This window comes from Citrobacter sp. Awk 4, assembly GCF_028069725.1.
Classification (GTDB): Bacteria; Pseudomonadota; Gammaproteobacteria; order Enterobacterales; family Enterobacteriaceae; genus Citrobacter_D.
In genome coordinates this window covers 14,263-35,804 of the sequence record NZ_JANEWG010000019.1, presented here as the reverse complement: position 1 = coordinate 35,804, position 21,542 = coordinate 14,263, and the positions used below count along the sequence as shown (strand labels likewise).

Here is a 21,542-nt window from a genome sequence, read left to right as displayed (position 1 = left end):
GCCCCTCTCCTTTAGCGAATGTTCATCAGCGCATCAAACATCGAACTGGCCGTTTGCAGGACTTGCGCGTTCGCCAGATAGTACTGTTGATAGCGTTGCAGGTTGCCATACTCTTCATCAAGATTGACGCCAGAGATTGACTGCTGCTGGTTCGTCAGTTGGGTCACCACATTGCCCTGGGTGGTGCTACTGGTTTTCAGGGTGGAGGTTTTATTCCCCACATCACTGACCAGCGTGGCGTAAGCATCGTTAAAGGTTTTATTGCCAACGGTGGCTTTGCCTTGCAGATCCAGCAGCGCCTGACCGTTGCGGTTATCACTCTGACCGGAATCCTTAAGGCTGGACATGGCAAGTTTCGACTCATCCGTGACCATCACTTTCATGTTCACGATGGCGTCGCTGACAGGCTTTAACGTAAAGCTGTCATTGGCTTTCGCCCCCGGCGTTCCGCTGACCGTCACTTTCAGACCGTCAATATCCAGCTTACCGTTGACATCGGGTTTCGCTTCGAAAGTGGTGTTATCCGCAAGACGCGTGACCTGCCACTTACTGCCGTCGTACACCACTTTATAATCCGTGGCCTGCACTTTTGTGCTGTCATCCACTTCAGCCGTTAAAACCGCGTTACCGCCATTTTTGGCATTACCAATAACCGAAGGATTTCCGATCGCAAAAAAGTCTTTACCGGCATCACCGTTGGCATCAAAACCCGCTTTGTGCTGAGTATTAAATTCACTGGCAAACGCCAACGCCAGCTGGCCCAGGGTATTACGGGTCTGATCGAGGTCCTGAGAACGGAACGTCATTAACCCACCGAGCGAGCCGGTATTGAGCAGTTTTTCAGGGATTTCAATATCACCGGCAGCCGCATCGACATAGGCGACTGTTGTTCGTGAAGGGTCGGCACTGGAAGGCACCGCCGCGAGCTGCCGCGAGCTGCTGCCCTGTACCAGGGTATACCCGTTTGCCATCGTCAGGTTATAAGTGCCGCCATCCTGGACGCTGACCTCAACGCCGACAATTTTGTTTAACTCGCTCACCAGTTGATCGCGCTGGTCAAGGAGGTCATTTGGCGATGCTCCCGCCCCCACGCCGGTCAGACGGGAGATCTGGTCATTCAGACTGGCAATCTGTTTCGAATAGTTGTTGATCTGCTCAACGCTGGAAGCGATAGCGGTGTTGACCTGTTTATCCTGATCGCGAAGATATTGATCGGTGGTCTTAAACTGGTTTACCAGACCGTTCGCTTTTCCAATCAACGCCTGACGGGCTGCAGGATCTTCCGCGTTGCTGACTAACGTTTGCAGGCTGGTGAAAAAGTCCTGCATCGAGGTAGAAATTGAGCTGGTTTTACTGGAAAGCAGATTGTCGATTTTCGACATTTGCTCATAACGCGTGGTCAAACCGCTGCTCTGGTTTTCAGCCGCGCGCAGCTGATTGGTGATAAACGCATCATACTCGCGCTGCACGCCTGAAACATACACGCCATTTCCAACCCAGCCACCTGCACCTAACGTGCTGTTTGCTTGCGACATAATGGTGGTTTGTCGGGTATACCCCGCAACGTTGTAACTGGCGATGTTGTTACTGGCGGTATTTAACGCAGCCTGGGCCGCGTTAAGTCCACTCATGGCGTTGTTAATCAAGCTGGACATGGAGATTCCTTTTCATCCTTCAATACAGGTTGTTATCGGCAGCGGGTGGCTGGACTTGAGCTATTTAGAAGAGATTGTCGAGATTCGCGCTGTACGTTTTGTTCACTTTTTCGCTCATCGACTTCAGCTGCTGGATCATGTTGGTTAATTTGCGCGCATAGTGCGGATCGGTGGCATAACCCGCGTTTTGCAAGGCCTGTGCGCCCTGCTCCGCACTGGATGCTGAGGTCACAGCAGCGTAGCGCGGGTTACGGGTCAACAGCCCAACATAATCCGACAGCGCTTCCAGATATGAGCCGTAGACACGGAATCGGGCTTTCACCTTTTTCTCCTCGCCATTTTCAAATTCCGTCGTGGTGATCTCGGTAGTCGGTCCCTTCCAGCTCCCCGAAGCTTTAACACCAAAAATGTTAAAACTGGGTTCGCCATTTTCACGCCGAATTTGCCGCTGCCCCCACCCGGACTCCAGCGCCGCCTGCGCCAGAATCAGGTGGTGCGGTACGCCGCTCTGCTCACTTGCCAGACGTGCCGGGAGTGAAAGCTGAGCAAGAAACGCTTTGCTGTCGCCCGAGAGCGGTTCATCGTGGCTCTCGGGGGTTTTCGGCATCGCTTTACGCACCAGTTGCGTCAACGCCTGATTTTGATAGCTGGTCACCGTTTCCAGCGAGAACTTCATCGGTATCTGCGGCGCGTCATCGGCAGGCTGAGCCTGCCCTTCGGTCATTTGTTTGACCATCATCTCCGCCAGGCCCAAACCTTTACCCGCCGTCATCTGTTGCGCAATTTGCTGGTCGTACATGCTGGTATACAGGCGTGTCGAATCACTGCTAAACACGCCATCTTTCGGCAGCGCTTCACGCATACTTTTCAGCATCATCTGCACGAACATCCCCTCAACCTGGCGGGCGACCGGGCGGAGATTCTCCCCCGGATCTTTCCTCGTCTCGGCTTTCAGAGAGTTCAGCGACTGGGCATCCCAGGCCGCACTGGCCAGCAGTTTGCTTTCTCCAATCATCAGATAATTTCCAGTTTTGCCCGTAAACAACCTGCGCTTTGCATAGACTGCAGAATGGACATCAAATCCATCGGCGTCGCGCCTAAGGCGTTAAGCGCCCGTACCACGTTGTTCAGGTTAGCGCTGGAACGCACGCTCTGTAACGAACCGCCACTCTGGCGAAGATCGATTTGTGTTTGCGGCGTGACGACCGTTTGCCCACCGCCAAACGGCGTATCCGGCTGGCTGACGTTAGCCTGGCGATTTACCGTCACCGACAGGTTGCCCTGCGCAACAGCACAGCTGTCCAGCGTGACTTCACGGTTCATCACCACGGAGCCGGTTCGCGAGTTGATCACCACTTTTGCGTCCTGCGGCGCGACGTTCACTTCCATATTCTGAATATCGGCGAGGAAACGAACCTGCGAGCTGTTGCCGCTCGGTACCCGCACCTGGATCGTGCGTGCATCCAGCGCGGTGGCGCTGCCGAAACCACGGGAGCGGTTGATGGTATCGGTGATCTGCTGCGCCAGAGTGAAATCTTCATTGTTGAGTTGCAGATTGAGGGTATTACCACCACCAAACTGGCTCGGCAGTTCACGCTCAATCACCGCGCCATTGGTAATGCGACCACCATTAAGTTGGTTCACCTGGACGCTGCTGCCTCCCGCGGAAGCCCCGGCTCCGCCGACCAGAATATTCCCCTGCGCCAGCGCGTAGACCTGGCTATCGACCCCTTTCAGCGGCGTCATTAACAGTGTGCCACCGCGCAGACTTTTGGCGTTACCCATTGAGGAAACCACGACGTCGATGGTCTGCCCCTGACGACCAAACGCCGGGAAACTGGCGGTGACCATTACCGCCGCCACATTTTTCAGTTGCATGTTCGTCCCGGTCGGGACGGTAATCCCCAGTTGAGAGAGCATGTTATTGAGCGTTTGCGTCGTGAACGGGGTTTGCGTGGTCTGGTCGCCCGTGCCGTCCAGCCCGACCACCAGTCCGTAGCCAATCAGCGAGTTTTCCCGCACGCCCTGAACACTGGTCAGATCCCGGATACGATCGGCATGCGCGAATGTCGTCGCTAACAGCAGTACGACGCCAATAAAAGATTTAAACACTGGGAACCTCGCTTACATCGGCGACAAGTTAAGGAAGAAACGCTGCAGCCAACCCATATTCTGCGCTTCGTTGATATAGCCGTTACCGACGTACTCTATGCGCGCGTCCGCCACCTGGGTTGACGGAACGCTGTTGCTGCCGCTGATCGTGCGTGGATTCACCACCCCGGAGAAGCGGATGAACTCAGTGCCCTGGTTGATGGCGATCTGTTTTTCACCCACCACATGTAAATTGCCATTCACCAGCACCTGATCGACGGTGACTGTCAGGGTGCCGCTAAAGGTGTTGCTGGCATTCGCGCCGCCTTTGCCATTGAAAGAGTTTCCGCCGGAGGCATCTACGTCCGCACGCGCGTTACCGAATAATCCTTCCAGATAGCGAGGAACGGTGTCGAAGCCAAAATTCGTTTTGCCATCGCGACTGGCATTGGCTGAAGAGCTTTTGCTGGCGCTGACGTTTTCCTGCAAGACAATCGTCAACGTATCGCCAATGTTACGCGGACGCCGGTCTTCAAATAGCGGCTGATAGCCGTAATTCACCGGTTGTGCAGACTGAAAGATGGAGCCATTCGCCACCTGCGTCGGGCCAGGTATTGGTTGTGCCGTCGTCGCGCCCTGCACGAGCGGCGTAGCGGGGATCCAGGCGCATCCTGTCAGTGAAACCACCAGCAGGGCCATCATCGGGTAAGGGTGAAGCGCGTATTTTCGCATTGCCTTCATCTTCAAAATCAGTGTGCCGGTGAGGTATTCACCCCACCGGACAACACGTTAGAGTTGCGTCAGTTTCTGCAGCATCTGATCGGTCGTCGACACCGCTTTACTGTTGATTTCGTAAGCGCGCTGAACCTGGATCATATTCACCAGCTCTTCCGCGACGTTCACGTTGGAGGTTTCGACATAGCCCTGATACAACAGACCCGCGCCGTTCAAACCTGGTGTGCTTTCGTTTGGCGCGCCAGAGGATTGCGTTTCGGTGTACAGGTTCTCGCCGATGCTCTCCAGACCGGTGTCATTCATAAACGTGGTCAGGTTCAACTGGCCAACCTGCACCGGTGCCGCCTGTCCCTGCTGCGTCACACTGACTACGCCATCACGGCCGATGGTGATGCTGAGTGAGTTCGCCGGGATAGTGATCGCTGGTTGAACCTGAAAACCGCCCGCCGTCACCAGTTGACCGTTTTGATCAACCTGGAATGAACCGTCACGGGTGTAAGCCGATGTGCCATCCGGCAGCATGACCTGGAAAAAGCCCTGCCCTTTGATGGCGACGTCTTTGCTGTTGTTGGTCTGGGACAAATTACCCTGACTGTGCAGACGTTCCGTAGCAACAGGACGAACACCGGTACCAATTTGCAGACCAGACGGTAACGTCGTCTGCTCTGAGGACTGGGCGCCGGGCTGGCGAATTGTCTGGTAAAGCAGATCTTCAAACACCGCGCGCTGACGCTTAAACCCATTGGTGCTGACGTTTGCCAGGTTGTTGGCAATCACATCCATATTGGTTTGCTGGGCGTCGAGACCGGTTTTGGCGATCCATAATGAACTGATCATAAAATGTCCTGTATTAACTCATCGACAGCAGTTGGTTAGCGCGACCTGCGTTGTCATCAACGCTGCTGATCACTTTCATCTGCATTTCAAAACGACGGGCGCTGGCGATCATGTCGCTCATGGCGGAGACAGCACTGACGTTACTGCCCTCCAGTACACCTGACATGACACGAATGGACGGGTCGGCCTGCAAAGCCGGACCACGGGTCGCCTGTGCTGCTGCGGTCAAACGGAACATGCCGTCGTCGCCGCGCTGCACTTCATTGCCCATCGCCTTGACCAGTTTCAGACGTCCCACCGGCGCCACCGTATTCGCCGGATCGCCGGGATTCAGCGCCGAGATGGTGCCATCCGCCGCGATGGTAATTTCAGATCCTTCCGGCACGGCGATCGGACCCGCCTCGCCAATCACCGGGTGCCCCTGAATCGTCAGTTCGCCAGTCGGGCTCACCTGAATACTGCCGTTGCGGGTATACCCTTCGCTGCCGTCAGCGGTTTGTACGGCCAGCCAGCCGTCCTGTTGCAACGCGACATCCAGCGGTCGTGAGGTGTAATCCATCTGCCCAGGGGTCATATCGGCCCCAGGGGTAGAGGCCGTAACCAGGGTACGCGTCGGCAAAGAAAGCCCTTCAACCGGCACCGCGCGCAACGCTGTGAGCTGCGCACGAAAGCCCGGCGTGGAGGCATTGGCCAGGTTGCTGGCTGTCACCGCCTGTTGATTCAGCGTCTGACTGGCCGCCCCCATGGCGGTATAAATTGCGTGATCCATTAAGCTATCCTGTCAGGCGCTTAGCGCAGGTTGACCAGCGTGTTGAGGATCTGATCCTGGGTCTTGATGGTCTGCGCGTTAGACTGATAGTTACGCTGGGCGACAATCATGTTTACCAGTTCTTTACTGAGATCGACGTTAGAGGCTTCCAGCGCACCGTTGGTCAACTTACCGAAGTTACCGGTACCTGCCGTCCCCAGCAGCGCAACGCCCGAAGACTGCGTGGCGGCCCAGACGTTATCCCCCTGAGAGGCCAGCCCTTCGTTGTTGGCAAAGTTCGCCAGCACGATTTGCCCCAGAACCTGTTTCTGCTCGTTGGAGTAGTTCCCCACCACGGTGCCATCATCATTAATCTGATAGCTCACCAGGTCGCCCGGCTTGTAGCCGTTCTGGTTAGTGGCCACGATGTTGTTCTCGCCGGTGTTTTGCTGCATGGAGTTCAGGAAGCTCAGGGAGAAATTGGCGGGTTCAGCGCCGTTCACCACGCCGGTGGCGACCTTGATTTGCGTTGGCCACGGAGTTGCCGGAGGAACAGGAACAGCTTCTGTCGCCGTGGCACTCACCCCCTGGAACACGCCATTTTCATCAAAGCGCATAAAACCCGCTGATTTTGCGGCTTCGCCGGTCGTCGAATCCTGAGTATGCACCTCCCAGGTATTGTCCGAATTTTTGACATAGAAGACGTTCATGTCGTGGGCATTACCCTGGCTATCAAAAACGGTAACGGTGCCTTTTTTATTGTAGGAATCCGCATCGCTCGGGCTGAATGGCGTTTTGGTCGGTACTTTGTCGGTAGAGTTCAGGTTGATCTGCATGGACGCAGTGGTGGTGGTTTTTGCCGCCATCAGCGTATTGGGGATGGTAATCGGTGCCGGGTTTGCGCCCTGTTGGATCGTCGGCGGCGTACCGGTGGCCGGATAACCGGTCAGTTGCAGACCCTGCATGTTGACCAGATTGCGATTTTCGTCGAGCTTAAACTGACCATTACGGCTATAAAAAACCGAACCGTTGCTGTCCACCATACGGAAGAAACCGTTCTGGCTGATGGCGACATCCAGACCACGACCGGTGTTGGTGGTGGTGCCATCGGTAAAGTCCTGGGTGATCCCTGCCACTTTAACGCCCAGCCCTACTTTGGAACCGGCAAACATATCGGCAAATGAAGCCGACCCGGATTTAAACCCATAGGTGGCGGAGTTGGCGATGTTATTACCAATGACATCGAGGTTGGTGGCTGCAGCGTTCAGGCCGCTGACCGCTTGAGAAAAGGCCATGTCTTACTCCTGATAAGTGTGAAGGCTTAGATGATCTGCCGTACTTCGTCGAGTGTGGTGGTTCCGTAAGTCCCTAAATCCAGCGTGTTACCGCCATTGTTGCGGATAACGCCCTGTACCATTGCAAACTGCAACGGCTGTGCGACCAGTTGTGTACTGCCATTGCTGGCGGTGATCGCCACGTTGTAGGAGCCGTTCGGTGCGGTGGTCCCGTCGGTGAGCGTTCCGTCCCAGGTAAAGGTGTGAACGCCTGCCTTCAGGCCGCCGATATCAATGGTGCGAACCACTTTGCCGTCTTTATCGGTGATCGTGGCGGTGACTTTATCGGCAGGTTGCTGGAGCTCAACGCCAAACGGCGTGGTAGTGGTGATGGCCTCTTCTTCGGTTCCTTTGCCCGCCAAAATGGTGGTGCCCGGAATCATCACCCCATGACCAATCAGGGTGCTGGCCTGCATCGACTGGCTGTTGTCGATCTGCCCTGAAATCGCCCCCAGCGTGGTGTTCAGTTTTTCGATGCCGCTGACCGTGCTGATCTGCGCCAGTTGTGTGGTCAGTTCGTTGTTATCCATCGGGTTGGTCGGATCCTGGTTTTTCAACTGCGCCACCAGCAGTGTCAGAAAACTGTTTTGCAGATCGGCGGAATTGCTCCCGGTTAACGAACTACCGCTACTGGTAGATTTGACACCCGTGTTGGTCGGGTCATTCATATTGACGGCAATAGACATACGCGCCTCCTTTACTGGCCAAGTGTCAGCGTTTTAAGCATCATGCTCTTCACGGTGTTGAGTACTTCGACGTTTGCCTGGTAGCTGCGCGATGCCGACATGGTGTTCACCATCTCGCCAACCGTATCCACATTCGGCATCTTGACGTAGCCGTTAGCATCGGCCAGCGGGTTGCCGGGTTCAAACACCAGTTTGTCTGGCGCCTGGCTTTCAATGACGTCCGCCACCTTCACGCCACCCGTCGCTGCACCAGGTGCTGCATCAACCTGAAAAACGACCTGTTTTGCGCGGTACGGTTGACCATCTGGCCCCGTCACGCTGTCGGCGTTCGCCAGGTTACTGGCGGCGACGTTGAGCCGTTTGGACTGCGCCGTCAGCGCCGAGCCCGCAATATCGAAAATGTTTAACAGCGCCACGGATTAGTTCCCTCCCTGTAGCACGTTCATCATGCCTTTGATTTGGCTGCTCATGAGGGTGAGCCCCATCTGGTATTTCAGACTGTTGTCGGCAAACTGCGTACGCTCCCTGTCCATATCGACGGTATTACCATCGAGAGAAGGTTGGTCTGGAATACGGTAGAGAAGATCCGCAGAGGGAGACGCCAGCGTCTGGGCAGGGATGTGTTGCGCAGAGGTCAGCGCCAGTGAAACACCGCTGGTTTCGGCCCTTCCTTGCGCCATCACTTTTTTGAGTTCACTGGCAAAATCCATGTCTCGCGCCTGATACCCCGGCGTATCAGCGTTGGCGATATTCGCCGCCAGCACCTCCTGACGTTGGGCACGCAAATTGAGCGCTTCTTGTTGAAAACGTAAGGCGGCATCGAGCTTGTCGAGCATATCTTCCCCGCAAATGACAAAATTCAGCCGACAGCTTAAATCTCATTACGCGCGCGTTATCGCCGGAATAAACGCAAAATGCGTCGCTATTTGTTGCGTTGATGGCGACGGCACACAGGTAAAATCCAGCCATTGCTTACAACAGGCGGGAGAGGACGATGCAAACGTTAAAACGGGGAATCGCTGTGATGGCGCTGCTCTTCAGCCCGTTGTCGATGGCACAGGAGTTGAATACGCAGCTGACTGACTGGTTTTCGGCGCGTCTGGTGGGGTTTAGCGATGAGGTGGTCGTCACCCTTCGCACATCACCCACGTTGCCTGCGAATTGTGAGCAACCGGCGCTGAGTGTGCCAGGCAGCGCAAAATTATGGGGTAACGTGAACGTGCTGGCACGCTGCGGCAATGAAAAACGTTACCTGCAGGTCAACGTCCAGGCGACCGGCAACTATGTCGTTGCCGCCGTTCCCGTCGCTCGGGGTGGAAAACTGGGCCCGTCCAGCGTGACGCTAAAACGCGGGAGGCTGGATCAACTGCCGCCGCGCACGGTACTGGATATCAATCAGATTCAGGACGCTGTCAGTTTGCGCGATCTCGCCCCCGGTCAGCCGATACAGCTCACCCAGTTGCGTCAGTCCTGGCGAATAAAGGCCGGTCAGCGCGTGGTGGTGGTCGCCAGCGGCGATGGATTTAGCGTCAATGCGGAAGGTCAGGCATTGAACAATGCCGCCGTTGCGCAAAATGCGCGGGTACGTATGCTCTCAGGTCAGGTGGTCAATGGAACCGTCGACCCTGATGGGAATATTCTTATTAATCTATAATGCGTTAAAGATTTTGAAGTGGCTGCCGATATAAATAAGCAACGAAATGATGATAGCTGGTCGCTACAACGCAACCCCTCGATGAGGAAAATAACATGAGCATTGACCGTACCTCACCTTTGAAACCCGTTAGCACTGTCCAACCGCGCGAAACCGGCGACACGCAGGTACAAAAAACGCGTCAGGAAAAAACATCGACAACTAAAAGTACCAGTGTGACGTTAAGCGATGCTCAGGCGAAGCTGATGCAGCCCGGTTCCAGCGATATCAATATGGAACGCGTTGAAGCACTGAAAACAGCGATTCGTAACGGTGAACTCAAAATGGACACCGGCAAAATTGCTGACGCATTGATCCGTGAAACACAGAGCTACCTGCAGAGTAAATAAAAGTATGACTCGTTTGTCAGAAATACTGGATCAGATGACGGCCATCCTCAACGACCTGAAAACGGTGATGGATGCCGAGCAGCAGCACCTCTCTGCGGGTCAGATTAACGGTAGCCACTTACAACGTATTACAGAAGAAAAAAGCTCGTTGCTGGCCACTCTGGATTATCTGGAACAACAGCGTCGCCATGAACAAGCGGCGCAGAAAAGCGCAAATGATGATTTTGCCGAGCGCTGGCAGGTTATTACTGAAAAAACGCAGCATCTTCGCGACCAAAACCGCCACAACGGCTGGTTGCTGGAAGGGCAAATCGCACGCAATCAACAGGCGCTTGACGTGCTCAAGCCCCATCAGGAACCGGCGCTTTATAGTGCCAACGGTCAAACGTCCTCTTCCCACCGCGGCGGTAAAAAAATCTCTATCTGATTGTCGGTTGGCAATCATCCCCTGTCAGACCTGCGTTTTACAGGTCTGACAGGCACAACGCCATCAGGCATCATTTCGGGTGTTACGCTGTCCGGCGGACAAACTCTTTCACTTTAAATCCGAGAATGGCAAGCGCGGCAAAATAGGCCGCAATCCCCGCCACGACCACCGCCATTAAGCGTAACAGACGCCACAGCATGGTCCCTTGCGACCACTCCGGCATAATAGACAGCATGCCGACCAACACCGCAGACATCACCAGCACGGAAATCACCAGACGGGTCAGGAACCACATCCAGCCCGATTGTGGGGTGAAGATCTTTTGCTTACGCAGTTGCCAGTACAGCAGCGACGCATTCAGGCACGCCGCCAGACCAATCGACAGCGACAACCCCGCATGTTTCAACGGGCCAATAAACGCCAGGTTCATCAGCTGCGTCATAATCAACGTCACGATGGCAATTTTGACTGGCGTTTTGATGTCCTGGCGCGAATAAAATCCGGGGGCCAGCACTTTCACCACAATTAATCCGATCAAACCGACCGAATAGGCCACCAGCGCCCGTTGCGTCATCGCCGCATCCATCGCCGTAAATTTTCCGTACTGGAACAGCGAAACGATCAGCGGCTTCGACAAAATGCCCAGCGCCACCGCGCTCGGCAACGCCAGCAGGAAGCAGAGACGCAAACCCCAGTCCATCAGGCGGTTGTATTCATCGTGATTGCCACTGGCGAAGCTTTTCGACAGCGATGGCAGCAGAATGGTCCCGAGCGCCACACCCAGTACGCCGGACGGGAATTCCATCAGTCGGTCAGCGTAATACATCCAGGAGACCGAACCGGACGCCAGAAACGAGGCGAAAATGGTGTTGATGATAAGCGAGATTTGGCTAACGGAGACACCGAGAATCGCCGGTCCCATCTGTTTCACCACACGCAGAGAACCCGCATCGCGGAAGTTAATACGCGGCAATACCAGCATGCCGATTTTCTTCAAATGCGGCAGTTGATAAACCAGTTGTAAAACACCGCCCACCGTCACCGCCCAGGCCAGCGCTAACACCGGCGGGTCAAAATACGGCGCTGCAAACAGCGCGAAGCCAATCATACTGACGTTCAGAAAGGTGGGCGCAAACGCCGGGATCGAAAAGCGGTTCCATGTATTGAGGATTGCCCCAACTAATGAAGCAAGCGAGATCAGCAATATATAAGGAAAGGTAATTTGCAACAGTTGGGTGGTGAGGGCGAATTTATCTGCCGTATCGGCAAATCCCGGGGCCGTGACCATTATCACCCACGGCGCGGCAAGCATACCCGCCACCGTCACTACCGCCAGCGCAAGGGTCAGCAAGCCCGAGACATAGGCAACAAAAACCCGGGTCGCGTCTTCACCCTGTTTGCTTTTATACTCCGCCAGAATAGGTACAAACGCCTGAGAAAATGCCCCTTCGGCAAAAATACGGCGCAGTAAATTGGGCAATTTGAATGCCACAAAGAAGGCATCGGTGGCCATTCCGGCACCAAAAATTCTGGCGACAATTGCGTCACGCGCAAAGCCGAGCACCCGTGAAAACATGGTCATCGAGCTAACGGCAGCCAGTGATTTTAATAAATTCATGGTTGTTTTATTCCAGACTCTACGGCAAAACGCCTGCATAGCAGGCGTTGGAAGAGGCGTAATATCAAGTGGGCTATAGTCTACCTGGATTAAGATGAATTACTACCGCCAGATGTTACAGGGTCTTCAGACCCGACGTATTCTGAAGACCTGAAGAAACCGACACTTTATTCGCTGATCGCATCGCGCCACAGTTTCTCCACCACGCGCTGCGCCAAAATCGCCTGTTCTCCGGCTGTTTCCGGAACCGTCTGATTTTCCACACATTCAATAAAATGACGCGCACATCCGGAAAATCCGCGCTGCTCTAACGTGGTTTGCCAGCCGGGAATGGGTTTATGCACCACGCCCTGCCCGCGTTCCTCACGCCATTCGCGCATGTCAGTCACGTCATAAACGCCGCCATCGGTTACCGCCTGCACAGATTCGCGCTGACTCCCGGCACGTCGATGCATACTGGTGGTGATTTGCAGTTGTTCTGCCGCGAAATGGTGTTCGGCGTACAGCATCTCCCCCGCATCGGTAGTCAGCAAGGTTCCGCTTTTCAATTGCGATGCGCCCCCCGCCAACCACAGGGCCGTGTCGACCACGTGCAGATAATCATCGAGCAACGTAAAACGCAGATCGTGCGGCCCCACGCTGTCAGTGCGGTGCTTATCCATGCGTAAGGAGGTCGCCGTTGAGAGTTGCGCCTTTAAATCGCGATACAACGGCGCAAACCGACGGTTAAACCCGACCATCAGCGTCAGTTTTTTGCGGGCCGCCAGTTCGACCAGCTGCTCGGCGTCGCGCAAATTTTCCGCCAACGGTTTGTCAACGCAAACGTGAACCCCGGCATTCAGTAATTCGCTCACCACCGCATAGTGAGTCGCCGTGCTGGAGTGAACAAAAACGGCGTCACAGGTTGACGCCAGATTCGCCAGTAAGTCGGCGTAAGGTATCCGCCAGCTTTCGCAAATGCGTAATGCTTTTTCCCGTGATGGGGACCAGGCCCCCTGTAGCGTCCAGTCGCCGGAGGTTCCCAGCACTGGCAGCCAGGCTTTTTGCGCGATCCCGCCCAGCCCTACCACGCCAATCCGCAATTTTCTCACCTTAGTCTCCCAGATGCGCCAGCAATGAATCGAGCCGCTGTTTCAGCTCCGCCACTTCACTCTCCAGCGCCTCTACGCGGGCATGCAGATCGGCAGAACCCGTCTGCGGTTCATCCGCCGGGGCGGCCTGTTCATCCACCTCACCACAAAACAGATGCATATAGCGACTTTCACGCTTACCCGGCTCTCGTGCCAGACGCACCACATACGGGCCGTCCTCCCGGGTAGCAAGTTTCTCCAGCGTGGCTTCAACTTCCGCCATATCGCTGAATTCATACATACGGGAGGCTCGACTGCGCAGTTCACCCGGCGTTTGCGCGCCGCGCAGGAGTAACGTGGTGACAACAGCGACTTCGCCCGCGCTCAACTTTAAATTGCCAAATTCGGAGTTGCAAAAGCGCTGCTCATACTTGGTGACGCGGTTGCCAAAACCACTTACCGTGCGCAGAAAATGGCGTTTGACCAGATTATCAAGCTGCTGCTGGACCTCATGCTCCGATAAGTTCATCACCGGTTCACGGTTGGTTTTTTGATTGCAGGCCACCACCACACCGTTCACCGACAGAGGATATTGTTCAGGCGTCGTCACCTGTTTTTCAAGCAGACAGCCAATCACTCGCGCTTCAGTGGCGGTTAATTCATATTTCATTGTTTTTCTCCATCGCGTTCAGAGGATTAACGTCCGGGGGTCCATTCAGATGTTGTCAACGCCGTCAGCACGTGATCGCGCCACTGCCCATCAATCAACAGGTAATCTTTCGCATACCCTTCTTTTTCGAAACCGAGTCGCGCCAGTAAATCGCCGCTACGTTTATTGTGCGGCATATAATTTGCCATTATCCGGTGCATGTGTTGCGTGCGTTGCATATAACGAATGGCCGAGCTTAAGGCTTCGAACATCAGCCCCTTTCCCTGCCACTTCTGCGCAATCGAATACCCCAGATAGCACGCATGAAACGAACCGCGAACTACATTGGAAAAATTCGCCACGCCGATAATTTCTTTTTCGTCCGGATCGAGCAGCGCAAAATAGAATGCCGTACCCTGCTTATGAAACTCAGCGATCATGCTCAGCCGCGCCTGCCAGCCTGACGGATAACAGTGGCTTTCATCGCGAATGGGTTCCCAGGGTTTTAAAAAATGACGATTTTCTGCGTAATAATCTGCCAGACGCCAGGCATCACGCTCATGCACTAAACGCACGACCAGTCGGTCGGTGGTTAAGCGCACTTTTGGCACGTTACTGCGATAGCCAAACATTCTATACCCACTCCTTCCCGTAACGTCTTCACACCCCTGATAACGTTACTATACCTGCGGCCACGCACTCTGTGAAAAGTGCAAATAGCCATTTTTTCGATTATTCACACATTTTGATGAAATCTCTCTATCAAGACGGACTTTTGATAAAAAAATATTGTCCCCGCGAGGGTGGGAAAAGCCCCCACGACACCGCAGAATAGAAGGCGCACATCTTTTATTTCCCGGGAGGGGAAATGTCGCGCGTCTCGCAGGCGAGGAACCTGGGTAAATATTTCCTGCTCATCGATAATATGCTGGTGGTGTTGGGCTTTTTTGTCGTGTTCCCGCTTATTTCCATTCGATTTGTCGATCAAATGGGATGGGCCGCCGTCATGGTGGGGATTGCGCTCGGGCTGCGCCAGTTTATTCAACAAGGGTTGGGGATATTTGGCGGGGCCATTGCCGACCGCTTTGGTGCCAAACCGATGATCGTCACCGGCATGCTGATGCGCGCAGCCGGATTCGCCACCATGGGCATTGCCCAGGAGCCCTGGCTGTTGTGGTTTTCCTGCTTCCTTTCCGGTCTGGGCGGCACCCTGTTTGATCCGCCACGCTCCGCGCTGGTGGTCAAACTGATCCGCCCGGAACAGCGTGGACGGTTCTTCTCTTTGCTCATGATGCAGGACAGCGCGGGCGCGGTGATTGGCGCATTACTGGGTAGCTGGCTGTTACAGTATGATTTTCGTCTGGTCTGCGCGACCGGCGCGGTGCTGTTTATTCTCTGCGCCGCGTTCAACGCCTGGCTGCTCCCGGCCTGGAAGCTTTCCACCGTGCGTATCCCCGTCCGTGAAGGAATGGGCCGCGTCATGCGGGACAAACGGTTTGTCACTTATGTTCTGACGCTGGCGGGGTATTACATGCTGGCGGTTCAGGTGATGCTAATGTTGCCCATCATGGTCAATGATATTGCCGGTTCCCCTGGTGCCGTAAAATGGATGTACGCCATTGAAGCGTGCCTTTCCCTGACCCTCCTCTACCCCATTGCGCGGTGGAGTGAAAAACGTTTCCGCCTCGAACACCGGTTGATGGCTGGCCTGTTATTAATGTCGCTCAGTATGTTGCCTATTGGGTTGGTGAGTAATTTGCAGCAACTCTTCACGCTGATTTGCACATTCTATATCGGTTCCATTATTGCTGAACCGGCCCGCGAAACGCTCAGCGCGTCATTGTCAGATGCGCGTGCGCGCGGCAGCTATATGGGCTTTAGCCGACTGGGACTCGCCATCGGCGGGGCAATTGGCTATATCGGCGGCGGCTGGTTGTTCGATATGGGCAAAATCATGGCCCAACCCGAACTCCCCTGGATAATGCTGTCGATTATCGGCGTTATCACTTTTCTGGCTCTGGGATGGCAATTTAGCCATAAACGCACCCCGAACGGAATGCTGGAACCGGGTGCCTGATCGCTTTCAGGTTTGTTGCTGAAATAACGTTGGTTGCCCGAGGCGACCATTATTTCGGTTTTTTCTGCTGGTACGTTGCGTGCTGGTGCCACATGCTGCTTTGTGTCAGGATTACAATACGGGCATCATGTTGAGGAACCCCATGAAAAAGATTTTTTTTGCCGCTGCGTTATTAGTTAGCGGCCTGTTGGTTGGCTGTAATCAACTCACACAGTACACGATCAGTGAACAAGAGATTAACCAGGCACTGGAGAAACGGAATAACTTTTCCAAAGACATAGGCTTGCCCGGCGTTGCCGACGCGCATATTGTGCTCTCCAATCTGAGCAGTCAGATCGGTCGGGAAGAGCCCAATAAAGTGACGCTCACCGGCGATGCGAATCTCGATATGAGCTCATTGTTTGGCAATCAAAAAGCCACCATGAAACTGAAACTGAAAGCGTTGCCGGTCTTCAATAAAGAGAAAGGCGCGATTTTCCTGCAAGAGATGGAAGTGGTGGACGTCACGGTAACGCCTGAGAAAATGCAGTCGGTATTACAAACGCTGATGCCTTATCTCAACCAGTCACTGCGCAATTATTTTAATCAGCAACCTGCCTATGTTCTGCGGGAAGACAGCAGCAAAGGCGAAGCGCTGGCGAAAAAATATGCTAAAGGGATTGAGGTGAAGCCGGGTGAAATTGTCATCCCGTTCACCAATTAACACTCAGAGGGCGCATTAGCGCCCTTTTTTTTCGTGCAAACGAAAACGTTTCCGCATATCCTTTGTTTCCGGCAAAAAGACCATCCCTCAGCCGGAGCATATTGATGACAGCACCATCCCAGGTTTTAAAGATCCGCCGCCCAGACGACTGGCACGTTCACCTTCGTGATGGCGACATGTTAAAAACAGTCGTGCCCTACACCAGCGAAACCTATGGTCGCGCGATCGTGATGCCTAACCTGGCTCCGCCCGTCACTACCGTTGACGCGGCCATCGCGTACCGCCAGCGCATCCTTGATGCGGTACCGCAAGGTCATGATTTCACACCGTTGATGACTTGCTATCTCACGGACAGTCTGGATCCCAATGAGCTTGAACGCGGCTTCAATGAAGGTGTTTTCACCGCCGCAAAACTCTACCCGGCCAATGCCACCACCAACTCAAGCCACGGGGTTACGTCCACCGACGCTATCATGCCCGTTCTTGAACGTATGGAAAAACTGGGGATGCCGCTGCTGGTACACGGCGAAGTCACTCATGCCGAGATCGACATATTCGATCGCGAGGCTCGCTTTATCGACAGCGTCATGGAGCCATTACGCCAGCGCCTGACGGCGCTCAAAGTGGTGTTCGAGCACATTACGACCAAAGACGCGGCAGAGTATGTTCGCGATAGCAACGAGCTGCTGGCGGCGACAATTACACCTCAGCATTTGATGTTTAACCGCAACCACATGCTGGTCGGCGGTATTCGCCCACACCTGTACTGTTTGCCGATCCTCAAACGCAATGTCCATCAGCAGGCATTGCGTGAACTGGTTGCCAGCGGTTTTAACCGCGCCTTCCTGGGAACCGATTCGGCGCCGCACGCCCGTCATCGTAAAGAGACCAGCTGTGGCTGTGCGGGCTGCTTTAACGCCCCAACGGCGCTGGGCAGCTATGCGACCATCTTTGAAGAGATGAATGCTTTACAGCACTTTGAAGCCTTCTGCTCACTGAACGGTCCGCAGTTCTATGGTTTGCCCGTCAACGACACCTACATTGAACTGGTACGCGAAGAGCAGCACATTCCGGAAAGCATCGCCCTGACAGACGATACGCTGGTGCCTTTCCTGGGGGGCGAAACGGTACGCTGGTCGGTAAAAAAATAAAAAAAGCGTGGCCAACTGTTGTCACTGGAACATTTAAACTGTATAAATATCCAGTATATTCAACAGGGGGCCATTATGCGTATTGAAGTCACCATTGCAAAAACTTCGCCTTTACCTGCTGGCGCGATAGACGCGCTGGCCGGTGAACTCTCCCGTCGTATTCACCACTATTTTCCGGATAACGAAGGCAACGTCACCGTCCGCTATGCCGCCGCGAACAATTTGTCGGTCATTGGCGCGACAAAAGAAGATAAAGAGCGCATCAGCGAAATCCTGCAAGAAACGTGGGAAAGCGCGGATGACTGGTTTATCAACGAATAAAAAATGATATGAAGTTAAGTTCATTTTGCCGGGTCGCCCCGGCTTTTTTTATTTGCGCAACTGTTCGAATTTTAATCTCAGCCTCAACTTAAATGCAGCAAATGACAATAAAACATCAACAATATGCTGGTTTATTGTTCAGCTCATTCTTAAAAGCAGAAATTTATGCCGCTCCCTCTTTAAATTTTCAGTGAATACCCTTATTTATTGATATACTGAAGTTGCTTCAGATAAAACACGCATTGAACCTCGAAAACCGTTGTCTAGTAACACGTATTAGGGGGCATGATGGAAAAAAATAATGAAGTCATTCAGACTCATCCGCTCGTAGGGTGGGACATCAGCACCGTTGATAGCTATGATGCGCTGATGCTGCGTTTGCACTACCAGACCCCGAATCGCCCTGACCCGGATGGAACTGAAGTTGGTCAGACGCTCTGGTTAACCACTGATGTTGCCAGACAATTTATTTCGATATTAGAAGCAGGAATCGCCAAAATTGAATCTGGCGATTACCAGGTCAATGAGTATCGTCGTCATTAACACGACGAGAACCTCCACCCCAAGGCACCTTCACGGTGCCTTTTTAATTTCCAGGTTGAATAACGCCGGTCAGTTATTTACCCTGCAATCATCGCGATAGCAGAGAGAAGCTGATGAACTACGATTTAATCATTATTGGCAGCGGTTCCGTTGGCGCGGCCGCCGGATATTACGCCACGCGTGCTGGCTTAAAGGTGCTGATGACCGATGCGCACATGCCGCCACATCAGCAGGGTAGCCACCACGGCGATACCCGATTAATCCGCCACGCCTACGGTGAAGGCGAAAAATACGTTCCGCTGGTGCTACGGGCGCAAGCGCTGTGGGACGAACTGTCAGCACACAATGAAGAGCCCATCTTTGTACGTTCAGGGGTGATTAATTTCGGCCCCTCTGACTCCACCTTTCTGGCCAATGTGGCGCAGAGCGCGCAACAGTGGCAGTTGAACGTCGAGCGACTGGACGCCACCGCGATGATGGCCCGCTGGCCTGAAATCCGCGTGCCGGAAAACTACATTGGCCTGTTTGAGGCAGATTCCGGTTTTCTGCGTAGTGAATTAGCCATTAAAACCTGGGTTCGCCTGGCGGAAGAAGCCGGCTGCGCGCAACTCTTCAATTGCCCTGTCTCCGCCATTCATCACCACGATGACGGCGTGACAGTCGTGACCGCCGATGGGGAATATCACGCGAAGAAAGCGCTGGTCAGCGCCGGAACCTGGGTTCAGGCGCTGGTCCCCGGCCTGCCTATCCAGCCCGTGCGGAAAGTGTTCGCGTGGTATCAAGCGGATGGTCGCTATAGCATCAAAAATAACTTCCCGGCGTTTACCGGCGAACTCCCTGATGGTTCTCAATATTACGGTTTTCCTGCCGAAAATGACGAGCTGAAAATCGGTAAGCACAATGGCGGTCAGTTGATTCACTCTCCGGAAGAACGTAAACCGTTTGCGGCCGTCGCCAGCGATGGTTCAGAAGCCTTCCCATTCCTGCGCGCCATTCTTCCGGGTGTTGGCTGTTGTCTGCACGGGGCATCCTGTACTTACGACAATTCCCCCGACGAAGATTTTATTATCGACACCCTGCCAGGACACCAGAATACGCTGATTATCACCGGACTCAGCGGTCATGGCTTCAAGTTTGCCTCTGTGTTGGGAGAGATTGCGGCTGATTTTGCACAGGATAAACCGTCTGCCTTTGATCTGACGCCATTTCGACTTTCACGCTTTACGGAATAATAATTTATGGCCTCAGTATAGAGGCCATTTCTTTTTAAGGGGTATCAACAGTGCTTCGTCTCTTTCATTATCTGGTCAACAATATTCGCGAACACTTTATGCTTTACGTTATTTTGTGGTCGCTGTTAGCAATTATGGACGTTATTTATATCCTGTTTTTCTAAGTCAGACTCATTGACATAAACTGACAAATATTGATATTTCTCTAACTTTAGTTTAGATAATTTGAATAACGTCAAAACCATCCAGGCCGCACAAACAATGAAAACTCTCGTGCAGTTTCTCGAAACGCCTGATGATGAAACCAGGGTTAAGTCAAATTTATTGAAATAAAAATAAATATCATTCATATTGTTATTTTTTAGTTGCAATAATCCCTTCAACACGCCATTTTCATTCACTCTTGAAATATTTATTGGTGTGTCTATGCAATTCACTAATACCCCACAACGCTATGGCGTGATTTCTGCTGCACTGCACTGGCTGATAGCCGTCGTGGTCTATGGCATGTTCGCGTTGGGCCTGTGGATGGTGACGCTCAGCTATTACGATGGCTGGTACCATCAGGCGCCGGAACTGCATAAAAGCATCGGGATCCTGCTGATGATGGGACTTGTCATCAGGATTGTCTGGCGGTTCATCTCGCCTCCCCCCGCTGCTCTGAAAAGCTATTCACGCCTGACGCGCCTCGGCGCAACGCTTGGCCACATCACCTTATATGCACTGCTGTTTAGCATCGTTATCAGCGGCTATCTGATCTCAACGGCGGACGGTGAACCGATTAGCGTATTTGGCTGGTTTGACATCCCCGCCACCCTTGCCGATGCCGGCGCACAGGCCGATCTTGCCGGAAACCTGCACCTGTGGCTTGCCTGGAGCGTTGTGATTTTGTCACTGCTACACGGGCTGATGGCCCTCAAACATCATTTCATCGATAAAGACGACACCCTGAATCGCATGTTGGGAAAATCGTCATCTGACTATGGAGTTCAAAAATGAAAAAAAGCCTGCTGGGAGTCACTCTCGCCTCTTTATTGTTCACCGCCGGTTCTGCCGTTGCTGCAGACTATAAGATTGATAAAGCGGGACAACATGCCTTTGTTAACTTCCGCATCCAGCATCTGGGTTACAGCTGGTTATACGGCTCTTTTAAAGACTTCGACGGGACATTCACCTTTGATGAAAAAAATCCGGCGGCGGATAAAGTTAATGTGACGATCAACACCAATAGCGTTGATACTCACCACGCCGAACGTGACAAGCACCTGCGCAGCGCCGACTTCCTGAACGTCGCAAAATTCCCACAGGCGACCTTCACCTCCACCAGTGTGAAAAAAGACGGCGATGAGCTGGATATCACCGGCGACCTGACGCTCAACGGCGTGACCAAACCGGTAACGCTGGAAGCGAAGCTGACAGGTCAGGGCGATGATCCCTGGGGTGGAAAACGCGCAGGGTTTGAAGCGGAAGGAAAAATTAAGCTGAAGGACTTCAACATCACTACCGATCTCGGCCCGGCGTCCCAGGAAGTCGATCTGATAATCTCAGTTGAAGGCGTTCAGCAGAAGTAAAAGAGGCGTGATGCCCGATGGCGCTTCGCTTATCGGGCCTACATCCATGCA

General features: G+C 53.6%; 26 protein-coding genes. 12 read left to right on the top strand and 14 right to left on the bottom strand.

All coding sequences use genetic code 11. The annotated features are described in order from the left end of the window. Positions 1–11: 11 nt before the first annotated feature. The 10 genes from flgK to flgB all read right to left on the bottom strand — a co-directional run bounded on the left by flgK (position 12) and on the right by flgB (position 8,922). Entirely contained in the window at positions 12–1,655 is a 1,644-nt protein-coding gene (gene flgK, locus NNO04_RS10190) for a flagellar hook-associated protein FlgK (RefSeq protein ID WP_271444561.1), read from the bottom strand. 64 nt (positions 1,656–1,719) lie between these two features. Continuing rightward, positions 1,720–2,670, bottom strand: coding sequence for a flagellar assembly peptidoglycan hydrolase FlgJ (gene flgJ / locus NNO04_RS10185; RefSeq protein WP_271444560.1), 951 nt, complete (start codon positions 2,668–2,670; stop codon positions 1,720–1,722). Then, positions 2,670–3,767: a flagellar basal body P-ring protein FlgI gene (locus tag NNO04_RS10180; protein WP_271444559.1), complete on the bottom strand. Its 1,098-nt coding sequence runs from the start codon at positions 3,765–3,767 to the stop codon at positions 2,670–2,672. Before NNO04_RS10180 ends, flgJ begins: the two co-directional genes overlap by 1 nt. A gap of 12 nt (positions 3,768–3,779) precedes the next feature. Continuing rightward, complete coding sequence (gene flgH, locus NNO04_RS10175; protein WP_162378992.1) at positions 3,780–4,478, bottom strand: flagellar basal body L-ring protein FlgH; 699 nt, start codon at positions 4,476–4,478, stop codon at positions 3,780–3,782. Positions 4,479–4,535: 57 nt separating this feature from the next. Continuing rightward, positions 4,536–5,318 carry a flagellar basal-body rod protein FlgG gene (flgG, locus tag NNO04_RS10170; protein WP_162378993.1) on the bottom strand — a complete coding sequence of 261 codons (783 nt, stop codon included), beginning with the start codon at positions 5,316–5,318 and terminating at the stop codon, positions 4,536–4,538. Positions 5,319–5,331: 13 nt separating this feature from the next. Beyond that, positions 5,332–6,087, bottom strand: a complete 756-nt coding sequence (locus tag NNO04_RS10165; protein ID WP_271444558.1) for a flagellar basal body rod protein FlgF — start codon at positions 6,085–6,087, stop codon at positions 5,332–5,334. Positions 6,088–6,107: 20 nt separating this feature from the next. Beyond that, positions 6,108–7,361, bottom strand: a complete 1,254-nt coding sequence (flgE, locus tag NNO04_RS10160) for a flagellar hook protein FlgE (RefSeq protein ID WP_271444557.1) — start codon at positions 7,359–7,361, stop codon at positions 6,108–6,110. A 26-nt stretch (positions 7,362–7,387) separates the two neighbouring features. Further along, positions 7,388–8,086, bottom strand: a complete 699-nt coding sequence (gene flgD, locus NNO04_RS10155) for a flagellar hook assembly protein FlgD (protein ID WP_271444556.1) — start codon at positions 8,084–8,086, stop codon at positions 7,388–7,390. Between the two features lie 11 nt (positions 8,087–8,097). Continuing rightward, entirely contained in the window at positions 8,098–8,502 is a 405-nt protein-coding gene (gene flgC, locus NNO04_RS10150) for a flagellar basal body rod protein FlgC (RefSeq protein ID WP_192611873.1), read from the bottom strand. A gap of 3 nt (positions 8,503–8,505) precedes the next feature. After that, positions 8,506–8,922 carry a flagellar basal body rod protein FlgB gene (gene flgB / locus NNO04_RS10145; RefSeq protein ID WP_271444555.1) on the bottom strand — a complete coding sequence of 139 codons (417 nt, stop codon included), beginning with the start codon at positions 8,920–8,922 and terminating at the stop codon, positions 8,506–8,508. 158 nt (positions 8,923–9,080) lie between these two features. On the opposite strand from flgB, the gene flgA reads away from it, so the two are divergent. The 3 genes from flgA to flgN all read left to right on the top strand — a co-directional run bounded on the left by flgA (position 9,081) and on the right by flgN (position 10,556). After that, positions 9,081–9,740 (top strand): flagellar basal body P-ring formation chaperone FlgA, encoded by a 660-nt coding sequence (gene flgA / locus NNO04_RS10140; RefSeq protein WP_271444554.1) that lies wholly within the window; start codon positions 9,081–9,083, stop codon positions 9,738–9,740. A gap of 95 nt (positions 9,741–9,835) precedes the next feature. Next, the gene (gene flgM / locus NNO04_RS10135) at positions 9,836–10,129 is read left to right on the top strand and encodes a flagellar biosynthesis anti-sigma factor FlgM (RefSeq protein ID WP_271444553.1); all 294 of its coding nucleotides are present in this window, start codon (positions 9,836–9,838) and stop codon (positions 10,127–10,129) included. Between the two features lie 4 nt (positions 10,130–10,133). Further along, positions 10,134–10,556: a flagella biosynthesis chaperone FlgN gene (gene flgN / locus NNO04_RS10130; protein ID WP_271444552.1), complete on the top strand. Its 423-nt coding sequence runs from the start codon at positions 10,134–10,136 to the stop codon at positions 10,554–10,556. An 82-nt stretch (positions 10,557–10,638) separates the two neighbouring features. Here the strand turns inward: flgN and murJ are convergent, their stop codons facing one another. The 4 genes from murJ to rimJ form a co-directional block, all read right to left on the bottom strand. Next, complete coding sequence (gene murJ / locus NNO04_RS10125) at positions 10,639–12,174, bottom strand: murein biosynthesis integral membrane protein MurJ (RefSeq protein ID WP_271444551.1); 1,536 nt, start codon at positions 12,172–12,174, stop codon at positions 10,639–10,641. 167 nt (positions 12,175–12,341) lie between these two features. Beyond that, positions 12,342–13,265 carry a Gfo/Idh/MocA family protein gene (locus tag NNO04_RS10120; RefSeq protein ID WP_271444550.1) on the bottom strand — a complete coding sequence of 308 codons (924 nt, stop codon included), beginning with the start codon at positions 13,263–13,265 and terminating at the stop codon, positions 12,342–12,344. Position 13,266: 1 nt separating this feature from the next. After that, positions 13,267–13,914, bottom strand: a complete 648-nt coding sequence (locus NNO04_RS10115; protein WP_271444549.1) for a YceH family protein — start codon at positions 13,912–13,914, stop codon at positions 13,267–13,269. A gap of 26 nt (positions 13,915–13,940) precedes the next feature. Beyond that, positions 13,941–14,525 carry a ribosomal protein S5-alanine N-acetyltransferase gene (gene rimJ / locus NNO04_RS10110; RefSeq protein WP_271444548.1) on the bottom strand — a complete coding sequence of 195 codons (585 nt, stop codon included), beginning with the start codon at positions 14,523–14,525 and terminating at the stop codon, positions 13,941–13,943. 236 nt (positions 14,526–14,761) lie between these two features. Here rimJ and mdtH point away from each other — a divergent pair, with 236 nt between their 5' ends. The 9 genes from mdtH (at position 14,762) to NNO04_RS10065 (ending at position 21,491) form a co-directional block, all read left to right on the top strand. Continuing rightward, on the top strand, positions 14,762–15,970 hold the full coding sequence (mdtH, locus tag NNO04_RS10105) for a multidrug efflux MFS transporter MdtH (protein ID WP_271444547.1): 1,209 nt from the start codon (positions 14,762–14,764) through the stop codon (positions 15,968–15,970). A 142-nt stretch (positions 15,971–16,112) separates the two neighbouring features. Further along, the gene (locus tag NNO04_RS10100) at positions 16,113–16,673 is read left to right on the top strand and encodes a lipoprotein (protein WP_271444546.1); all 561 of its coding nucleotides are present in this window, start codon (positions 16,113–16,115) and stop codon (positions 16,671–16,673) included. Positions 16,674–16,777: 104 nt separating this feature from the next. Continuing rightward, positions 16,778–17,824 carry a dihydroorotase gene (pyrC, locus tag NNO04_RS10095; protein WP_271444545.1) on the top strand — a complete coding sequence of 349 codons (1,047 nt, stop codon included), beginning with the start codon at positions 16,778–16,780 and terminating at the stop codon, positions 17,822–17,824. Positions 17,825–17,899: 75 nt separating this feature from the next. Beyond that, positions 17,900–18,145 carry a DNA damage-inducible protein I gene (dinI, locus tag NNO04_RS10090; protein WP_192611862.1) on the top strand — a complete coding sequence of 82 codons (246 nt, stop codon included), beginning with the start codon at positions 17,900–17,902 and terminating at the stop codon, positions 18,143–18,145. A gap of 288 nt (positions 18,146–18,433) precedes the next feature. Further along, positions 18,434–18,688, top strand: a complete 255-nt coding sequence (gene bssS, locus NNO04_RS10085; RefSeq protein WP_162380579.1) for a biofilm formation regulator BssS — start codon at positions 18,434–18,436, stop codon at positions 18,686–18,688. Between the two features lie 113 nt (positions 18,689–18,801). Next, entirely contained in the window at positions 18,802–19,920 is a 1,119-nt protein-coding gene (gene solA / locus NNO04_RS10080) for an N-methyl-L-tryptophan oxidase (protein ID WP_271444544.1), read from the top strand. A 50-nt stretch (positions 19,921–19,970) separates the two neighbouring features. Next, positions 19,971–20,084, top strand: a complete 114-nt coding sequence (locus NNO04_RS10075) for a YceO family protein (protein WP_162380555.1) — start codon at positions 19,971–19,973, stop codon at positions 20,082–20,084. 262 nt (positions 20,085–20,346) lie between these two features. After that, positions 20,347–20,919, top strand: a complete 573-nt coding sequence (locus tag NNO04_RS10070; RefSeq protein ID WP_271444543.1) for a cytochrome b — start codon at positions 20,347–20,349, stop codon at positions 20,917–20,919. After that, complete coding sequence (locus NNO04_RS10065; RefSeq protein WP_271444542.1) at positions 20,916–21,491, top strand: YceI family protein; 576 nt, start codon at positions 20,916–20,918, stop codon at positions 21,489–21,491. The genes NNO04_RS10070 and NNO04_RS10065 overlap by 4 nt, the downstream gene beginning before the upstream one ends. Positions 21,492–21,542: the final 51 nt, after the last annotated feature.